The sequence below is a fragment of the Streptomyces sp. NPDC090045 genome (genome assembly GCF_044747975.1).
GTDB lineage: Bacteria > Actinomycetota > Actinomycetes > Streptomycetales > Streptomycetaceae > Streptomyces.
Genome location: NZ_JBIVFA010000012.1, coordinates 291,618 through 300,759, shown reverse-complemented (window position 1 = coordinate 300,759; position 9,142 = coordinate 291,618). Strand labels below are relative to the sequence as shown.

Below are 9,142 nucleotides of genomic sequence, written 5' to 3'. Positions count from 1 at the left end.
ACGCCCGGTTACATTCCGAACCCGGAAGCTAAGCCTTTCAGCGCCGATGGTACTGCAGGGGGGACCCTGTGGGAGAGTAGGACGCCGCCGAACAACCCGCCCTTTTAGCTCAGTCGGTAGAGCGTCTCCATGGTAAGGAGAAGGTCAACGGTTCGATTCCGTTAAAGGGCTCCATTGAGAAAGGCCCCCGCCTTGTGGCGGGGGCCTTTTTTGTTTTTCAGGGCAACCGCGAGGCGGCCGCCTCCAGGAAGGCGTTGACCGCTTCCTCGAACGCTCTCTCGATGGCTATGAGCCCCTGGCGGTCGTCCGCACGGTTGATCTCGCTGAGCTGGGCGGATATCGCCTCCATGAGGGGGCGCAGGGTCGGGTCGTCCGCGACGAGCCGGAGGCGGAAGGCGGCGGTCTCGGCGGCGGCGCCGTGACGGTCGCTCTCCAGCTGGGCCTCGAGCAGCCTTTCCTCGTCACGGGGGTCGAGGCGGCGGCGGAACCACAGGGTGATCTTGGCGCGTTTGAGGTCCGTGACCGCGCCCGCGTAACCGCTGTACGCGGCCAGGCGTTCCTGGCGGACGCGTTCCTCCCGGGCCCGTGTTTCCGTACGTTCGGTGGTGCGTCGCTGGAACAGGTACGTGCTGAATGAGCCGATCAAGGTGCCGGCAACGGCCACCAGGCTGGCGAAGACAGTGTCCACGGCCGCGAGTTGACCACACGCCGAGGCCCTTTCGCCACGGTCCGGCCCGGGTTACTCGCCTTGGCGCTGTTCCGGGACGCGGAAGGCCAGGATGGCCATGTCGTCCGAGGCCGGCTCGGCCGCGAAGCGTTCCACGGCGCGCAGCACGCGGGAGGCGACCGCGCCCGCGGTGAGGCCCGTACAGGTGGTGAGGACCTCGGCGAGGCCGTCGTCGCCGAGCATGCGGGTTCCCTCGCGGCGCTCGGTCACGCCATCGGTGACGCAGAGCAGGACATCGCCGGGGTCGAGGGTGAGGGTCTGCTCGTAGAGGTCCAGGTCCTCGATCACGCCCAGCAGGGGCTGCGGGTCCGCGGCCGCGTCGACCTGGCCGTTCGGGCGCAGGCGGAGCGGGAGCGGGTGACCCGCGCAGACGACCTTCATCAGGGCGCCGCCTTCGGGCTGCGGGTGGAGCTCTCCGTAGAGGAGGGTGAGGAAGCGGCTGCGGGCGCCCTCGTCGAGGATGGCCGCGTTGAGACGTTCCAGGACGGCCGGGCCGCCGAGGCCCTCGCGGGCCAGCAGGCGCAGTGCGTGCCGGGCGAGTCCGGTGACGGCGGCCGCCTCGGGGCCCGTACCGCAGACGTCGCCGATGGCGAAGCCGTACGCGCCGTCGCGGATCGGGAAGACGTCGTAGAAGTCGCCGCCCACCTCGTTGCCCTCGCCGGCGGCGCGGTAGATGACCTCGACCTCCATGCCGGGGATGGCGGGTGAGCCGGGCGGCAGCAGGCTGCGCTGGAGGGAGCGGCTGATCGCGGTGCGCTCGGAGTAGAGGCGGGCATTGTCCAGGGCGAGGGCGGCCCGGCGGGAGAGGTCCTCGGCGAGTTCGAGGATCTCCTGGCGGAAGTGCTCCTCGCGCGGCTTGCCGAGGGTGAGCATGCCGATCACGCGGTTGCGGGCGAGGAGCGGCAGGACCACCGTCTCCCCGCCGACCGCGAGGGTCGCCTCGGGCCACGGGCGGGCGCCGGCCTCGCGGACCGGATCGGGCGGGCTGACCCGGGAGAGCAGGGCCTTGAGGCCGTCGATCCGCTCCTCGTCCTCGTGGAGGACGTAGGAGAGGTACGGGTCGGAGGACTGGTCGGCGATGGTGTAGACGGCGCACCAGGTGGCGAGGGTCGGGACGGTCATCTGGGCCATGAGGGCCAGGGTCTGGTCCCGGTCGAGGGTGCCGGCCAGCAGGTCGGAGGCCTCGACGAGGAAGGAGAGGGAGCCGCGGCGCAGCCGTTCCAGTTCGCCGAGGCGGGCCGATTCCACGGCGAGGGCGATGCGGTCGGCGGCGAACTGGAGGTGGAGGGCCTCTTCGTTGGAGTAGCGGCCGGGGGTTTCGGCGGCGACGCCGAGGGAGCCGGTGAGCCGGCCCTCCACCTTGAGGGGGACGGTGACCGCGGAGCGCATGCCGGTGGCCTCCAGCAGCGGGACGGCTCCGGGGACCGCGGTGAGGTCGTCGTGGACTGCGGGCATGCGGGCGGAGCCGTAGCGGTTGGTGCCGGCCTCGACGGGGACGCGGGCGAAGCGCTGGCGGGTGGAGGGCAGGCCGGTGGTGGCGCGGACCTCCAGCTCGGTCTCGTCGTCGGTGGCGAGCAGCAGGAAGGCGGCGTCGGCGTCGAGGAGGTCGCGGGCGCGTTCGACGGTGCGCTGGAGGAGTCCGTCGAGGTCGTCGGGCGCGGGGGAGCCGATGAAGACCTCGAAGGGGTCCGCGGGGCGCGGCTCGGTGAAGTGGCCGCTGTCGGTGGCCGGGACCCGTACGGGGGTCTGGAGCAGGGCGCGCTCGTCGTCGTGGACGAGGAGGCAGACGATGGACGGCTCGCCGTGGGCGTCGCGGACGCGCAGGTGGGAGGCGTAGACGGGGATCACGCGGCCGTCCGAGCCGCGGACTCCGTAGCTGCCCTCCCAGCGGGACAGGCGCAGGGCCTCGGCGATGCCGGTTCCGGTGCCGGGGGTCTGCGGCCAGGCGGCGAGCTCGGCGAGGGGGCGGCCGAGGGCCTTCTCGGCGGGGTAGCCGAAGATGTGCTCCGCGTCCTCGTTCCAGGCGCAGATGGTGTCCGAGGCGTCGATCTGGAGGACGGCGACGCGGACCCGGCTGTCGGCGAGGGGGAGCATGCGGTCGGGGACGACCGGGCCGGCGGAGCGGGTACCGACCGGCCGGTCTGGCAGGTCGAGGCGGAACCACACGTGCTTGTGCGTGGCCGTGTACTCGACGCCCCAGCGGGTGGCGAGGGCGGCGCAGAGCATCAGGCCGCGGCCGTTCTCGCGGTCGGGGTCGGCGTACGGGCGCTCGTCGGGGTGCCGGAGCGGGAGCTCGCGCTCCGGGTACCGGTCGGCGACCTCGACGCGTACGCCGCCGTCGGCGCGCAGGCACAGGACCTCGGCCCGGGTTCCGGCGTGGACCACGGCATTGGTGACGAGCTCGCTGGTGAGCACCACCGCGTCGTCGACGATGTCCGCGAAACCCCAGCCCTGCAGGGTGTCGCGGACGAACGCGCGAGCGGCGGCGACCGAGCGCCCGAGGGGGTCGAAGCTGGCAGCCGCCCGTGCCGTGATCACGAATCTCCTTCGACGCGGTTGGACATCGGTTGCCAGGTTACTTACCTTCACGGTCGGCATGGTGCCGTCGTCCGGGAATCCACCCGCAGGGTACGGCGGGTGTGCGATGGTGCCGAAGTGTTATGGCCGGGTTCGGCCAGGGTGAAACACTGGGCAGGCTTGAAGAGCCGGGCAGCAGCACTCGAAGCCCGGCGGAACAGCGGTCGACCCTTTCGGGAGGGACACGGTGGAGTCTGGCGCAGCGGTGCGGCGTACGGGAACGCGGCCGAAGGGCGGACGTCCCCGGCGCAGTGGCACGACGGAAGTCGATACTGCTGCTCTGAACAGGCTGCTCACGGCCCTGGTGTCGATGCGGGACGGGAACTTCCGCAAGCGGTTGACGGTGTCCGGCGAGGGCGTGATGGCGGAGATCGCCGCCGTCTACAACGAGGTCGCCGACCGCAATCTCCACCTGACCGGTGAGCTGTCCCGGGTGCGGCGGATGGTGGGCCGCGAGGGCAAGCTGAGCGAACGGCTGGAAACGGGTGCCTGTGAGGGCTCCTGGGCGGCCGCGATCGACGCCTCCAACCAGTTGGTCGACGACCTGGCCCGGCCGGTGTCCGAAGTGGGCCGGGTGCTGTCGGCGGTGGCCGAGGGCGATCTGGACCAGCGGATGGACCTGCGGACGCAGGCCGCCGACGGGGTGGGGCATCCGCTGCGCGGGGAGTTCCTGAAGGTCGGGCGCACGGTCAACAACCTGGTCGACCAGCTGTCCGCGTTCACCGACGAGGTGACGCGCGTGGCGCTGGAGGTGGGCACCGAGGGCAAGCTCGGAGGTCAGGCCCAGGTGCGCGGAATGTCCGGTTCCTGGAAGGACCTGACCGACTCCGTCAACACCATGGCGTACCGGCTCACCGCTCAGGTGCGTGATATCGCTCTCGTCACGACGGCGGTCGCCAAGGGCGATCTGTCGCGCAAGGTCACGGTGCACGTGGCCGGCGAGATGCTCCAGCTGAAGAACACCGTGAACACGATGGTGGACCAGCTGTCGTCCTTCTCCTCCGAGGTGACCCGCGTCGCCCGAGAGGTGGGTACGGAGGGCGAGCTGGGCGGCCAGGCGAAGGTGCCCGGGGTCGCGGGTGTGTGGAAGGACCTGACGGATTCCGTCAACACCATGGCCGGGAACCTGACGGCCCAGGTGCGCGGGATCGCGCAGGTGACGACGGCGGTCGCGAACGGCGACCTGTCGCAGAAGGTCCGGGTGAGCGCGCGCGGCGAGGTGGCGCAGCTCGCCGAAACGATCAATCAGATGACGGAGACCCTGCGGACCTTCGCGGACGAGGTCACGCGCGTGGCCAGCGAGGTCGGGGCCAAGGGAACACTCGGCGGCCAGGCGCAGGTGCCGGGTGCCGCGGGGACGTGGAAGGACCTCACCGATTCGGTGAACACGGTCTTCCGCAACCTCACCACGCAGGTGCGGGACATCGCGACGGTGACGACGGCAGTGGCCAACGGCGACCTGTCACAGAAGGTCACCGTCGATGTGGCCGGCGAGATGCTGGAGCTGAAGAACACCGTCAACACGATGGTGGACCAGCTCCAGTCCTTCGGTGCGGAAGTGACGCGAGTGGCCCGTGAGGTCGGCGTCGAGGGTGAGCTGGGTGGCCAGGCGCAGGTGCCGGGGGCCGCGGGGACGTGGAAGGACCTCACCGATTCGGTGAACACCGCCTTCCGCAACCTCACCGGGCAGGTGCGCAACATCGCGCAGGTGACGACGGCGGTGGCCAACGGCGATCTGTCGCAGAAGGTCACCGTGGACGTCTCCGGCGAGATGCTGCAGCTGAAGAACACCGTGAACACGATGGTGGACCAGCTGTCCTCCTTCGCCGACCAGGTCACGCGGATGGCGCGGGACGTGGGCACGGAGGGCCGCCTCGGAGGCCAGGCCCGGGTCGAGGGGGTGTCCGGTACCTGGAAGGAGCTCACCGACTCGGTCAACTTCATGGCCGGGAACCTGACCTCCCAGGTGCGCCAGATCGCGCAGGTGACCACGGCGGTGGCCCGCGGTGACCTGTCCCAGAAGATCGATGTGGACGCCCGGGGCGAGATCCTGGAGCTGAAGAACACCATCAACACGATGGTCGACCAGCTCTCGGCCTTCGCGGAGCAGGTGACCCGGGTGGCCCGGGACGTGGGTACCGAGGGTCGCCTCGGCGGTCAGGCGCAGGTGCCCGGGGTGGCCGGCGTATGGCGTGACCTGACGGACTCCGTGAACGGCATGGCCGGGAACCTGACCTCGCAGGTGCGCAACATCGCGCAGGTCGCGACGGCCGTGGCCCGCGGTGACCTCTCGCAGAAGATCGATGTGGACGCCCGGGGCGAGATCCTGGAGCTGAAGAACACCCTCAACACCATGGTCGACCAGCTCTCGAACTTCGCGGAGCAGGTGACGCGGGTGGCCCGGGAGGTGGGTACCGAGGGCATCCTGGGCGGTCAGGCGGAGGTGAAGGGTGTCTCCGGCACCTGGAAGGACCTCACCCAGTCCGTCAACTTCATGGCGAACAACCTGACGTCGCAGGTGCGCAACATCGCCGAGGTGACGACGGCGGTCGCGATGGGCGACCTGTCCAAGAAGATCACCGTCGACGCGAAGGGCGAGATCCTCGAACTCGTCACCACCGTCAACACGATGGTGGACCAGCTGTCCTCCTTCGCGGAGCAGGTGACCCGCGTGGCCCGCGAGGTGGGCTCCGAGGGCATCCTGGGCGGTCAGGCCCGGGTGCGCGGGGTCACGGGCATCTGGAAGGACCTGACCGACAACGTCAACCTGATGGCCAACAACCTGACCTCGCAGGTGCGCAACATCTCGCAGGTCTCGGCGGCGGTCGCCAACGGCGATCTGACGAAGAAGGTCACCGTCGAGGCGCGCGGCGAGGTCGCCCAGCTCGCCGACACCGTGAACACGATGGTGAAGACGCTGTCCTCGTTCGCCGACGAGGTGACGCGAGTGGCCCGCGAGGTGGGCACGGAGGGCCGGCTCGGCGGCCAGGCGCACGTACCGGGTGTGTCGGGGACGTGGAAGGACCTCACCGATTCGGTGAACTTCATGGCCTCCAACCTCACCGGTCAGGTGCGGCAGATCGCCATGGTCACGACCGCCATCGCCAAGGGCGACATGACCAAGAAGATCGACATCGATGCCCGGGGCGAGATCCTGGAGCTCAAGACCACCATCAACACGATGGTCGACCAGCTTTCCTCGTTCGCCGACCAGGTGACCCGGGTCGCCCGCGAGGTGGGCACCGAGGGCATCCTGGGCGGCCAGGCACGGGTCCGGGACGTCGACGGCACCTGGCGGGACCTGACCGAGTCCGTGAACGAGATGGCCGGGAACCTCACCCGGCAGGTGCGCGCGATCGCGGCCGTGGCGACCGCGGTGACCCGGGGCGACCTGAGCCTGAAGGTCGACGTGGACGCGGCGGGCGAGATCCAGGTCCTCCAGGACAACATCAACACGATGATCGTCAACCTGCGCGACACCACCCTGGCCAACAAGGAGCAGGACTGGCTCAAGGGCAACCTCGCCCGGATCTCCGCCCTGATGCAGGGCCGCCGGGAGCTCGACGACGTGGCCTCGCTGATCATGAGCGAGCTCACCCCGGTGGTCTCTGCCCAGCACGGCGCCTTCTTCCTGGCGCTGCCGACCGGCGGTACCACCGAGATCGGGACGGACGGGGGCGCGGACGGCTCGTACGAGCTGCGGATGCGGGGGAGTTACGCGTACGCGGGCGGCCAGATGCCCACCGCCTTCCGGCCGGGGGAGGGGCTGATCGGGACCGTCGCCGAGGAGAAGCGGACGATCCTCGTCGAGAACACCCCGCCCGGCTACCTGAAGATCTCCTCGGGGCTGGGCGAGGCGCCGCCGGCGCACGTGATCGTGCTGCCGGTGCTCTTCGAGGGGAAGGTGCTCGGCGTCATCGAGCTGGCCTCGTTCACGCCGTTCACGCAGATCCAGAAGGACTTCCTCAGCCAGATCGCCGAGATGATCGGGACGAGCGTCAACACCATCAGCGTCAACTCCAAGACGGAGATGCTGCTGAAGCAGTCGCAGGAGATGACCGAGCAGCTGCGCGAGCGCTCGGACGAGCTGGAGAACCGGCAGAAGGCCCTGCAGGCCGCCAACGCGGAGCTGGAGGAGAAGGCCGAGCTGCTGGCCCAGCAGAACCGGGACATCGAGGTGAAGAACACCGAGATCGAGGAGGCCCGGCAGGTCCTGGAGGAGCGCGCCGAGCAGCTCGCGGTCTCGATGCGCTACAAGTCGGAGTTCCTGGCGAACATGTCGCACGAGCTGCGCACGCCGCTCAACTCGCTGCTCATCCTGGCCAAGCTGCTCGCCGACAACGCGGACGAGAACCTGTCGCCGAAGCAGGTGGAGTTCGCCGAGACCATCCACGGCGCGGGCTCGGACCTGCTGCAGCTGATCAACGACATCCTCGACCTGTCGAAGGTCGAGGCGGGGAAGATGGACGTCTCGCCGACCCGGATCGCGCTGGTCCAGCTCGTCGACTACGTGGAGGCCACCTTCCGGCCGCTGACGGCGGAGAAGGGCCTGGACTTCTCGGTGCGGGTCTCGCCGGAGCTGCCGGCCACCCTGCACACCGACGAGCAGCGGCTCCTCCAGGTGCTGCGCAACCTGCTGTCGAACGCGGTGAAGTTCACCGACACGGGGGCGGTGGAGCTGGTGATCCGGCCGGCCGGGGCCGATGTGCCGACGGCGATCCGCGAGCAGCTGCTGGAGGCCGGTTCGCTGCGGGAGGCGGACGCGGATCTGATCGCGTTCTCCGTCACGGACACGGGCATCGGGATCGCGGCCAGCAAGATGCTGGTGATCTTCGAGGCGTTCAAGCAGGCCGACGGGACGACGAGCCGCAAGTACGGCGGCACCGGACTGGGCCTGTCCATCAGCCGGGAGATCGCCCGGCTGCTGGGCGGGGAGATCCACGCGGCGAGCGAGCCCGGCCGCGGCTCCACCTTCACGCTGTACCTGCCGCTGCACCCGAGCGAGCTGCCGCCGCAGGGGTACGCGCCGCCCACGCCCGGCGGTGGCCGTGGCGAGCTGTACCGCAGGTCCCTGGACGGGGCGCGGCCGGTGCTGCCGGCGGCCCCGGCCGGGCCCGCAGCCGTACCGCAGGGGCCGCCGCAGCCGGCGCGGCCGGCGCTGTCGGCCGGCGAGCAGGGCGGGCCGGGGCAGGGCGGCGGGGCCGCGCTGTTCCGGCGGCGGCGCAAGGCGCTGAGCGACCTGGAGCCGCGTACGGCGGTGCCGGGACAGCCGAACGCGGGGGCGGCCGAGGACGTCTGGGGCAACGCGGAGGACGAACTTCCGGTGGTGCCGCGGACGTACGACTTCCACGGTGAGAAGGTGCTCATCGTGGACGACGACGTACGCAACGTCTTCGCGCTCACCAGCGTGCTGGAGCAGCACGGGCTGGCGGTGCTGTACGCGGAGAACGGGCGGGAGGGCATCGAAGTCCTCGAACAGCACGACGATGTGACGGTCGTGCTGATGGACATCATGATGCCCGAGATGGACGGATACGCCACGACCTCGGCGATCCGGCGGATGCCGCAGTTCGCGGGGCTGCCGATCATCGCGCTGACGGCGAAGGCGATGAAGGGCGACCGGGAGAAGGCGATCGACTCCGGCGCTTCCGACTATGTCACCAAGCCGGTCGACCCCGACTACCTTCTGTCGGTGATGGAACAGTGGATGCGGGGCAAGTGATCGTCGGGAGAGCGATGCATACCAATTGCTGACTCACTGTGGCCGGAGCGGTGTGGGACCCCGGTATACGGGGAACCTTCTGCTCTCCCACCACGTTTCTGCTTCGTGCACAGTGA

3 protein-coding genes, 1 tRNA gene and 1 rRNA gene are annotated in these 9,142 nt (G+C 70.0%); 3 read left to right on the top strand and 2 right to left on the bottom strand.

The window, feature by feature from the left end:
- Together rrf and ACIPYQ_RS29170 are read left to right on the top strand one after the other, a co-directional pair.
- Positions 1–93, top strand: a 5S ribosomal RNA gene (gene rrf, locus ACIPYQ_RS29175); the annotation flags it as partial.
- A gap of 5 nt (positions 94–98) precedes the next feature.
- A tRNA-Thr gene (locus tag ACIPYQ_RS29170) sits at positions 99–174 on the top strand.
- Positions 175–217: 43 nt separating this feature from the next.
- Here the strand turns inward: ACIPYQ_RS29170 and ACIPYQ_RS29165 are convergent.
- Positions 218–688 (bottom strand): hypothetical protein, encoded by a 471-nt coding sequence (locus ACIPYQ_RS29165; RefSeq protein WP_401256694.1) that lies wholly within the window; start codon positions 686–688, stop codon positions 218–220.
- Between the two features lie 51 nt (positions 689–739).
- Positions 740–3,325 (bottom strand): SpoIIE family protein phosphatase, encoded by a 2,586-nt coding sequence (locus tag ACIPYQ_RS29160; RefSeq protein WP_401256692.1) that lies wholly within the window; start codon positions 3,323–3,325, stop codon positions 740–742.
- A 166-nt stretch (positions 3,326–3,491) separates the two neighbouring features.
- On the opposite strand from ACIPYQ_RS29160, the gene ACIPYQ_RS29155 reads away from it, so the two are divergent.
- The gene (locus tag ACIPYQ_RS29155; protein ID WP_401256690.1) at positions 3,492–9,026 is read left to right on the top strand and encodes a HAMP domain-containing protein; all 5,535 of its coding nucleotides are present in this window, start codon (positions 3,492–3,494) and stop codon (positions 9,024–9,026) included.
- Positions 9,027–9,142 lie beyond the last annotated feature (116 nt).

Coding starts and splice junctions, on each gene's coding strand:
- ACIPYQ_RS29160 (WP_401256692.1), bottom strand. CDS start 3,325: ATGCCGACCGTGAAGGTAAGTAACCTGGCAACCGATGTCCAACCGCGT.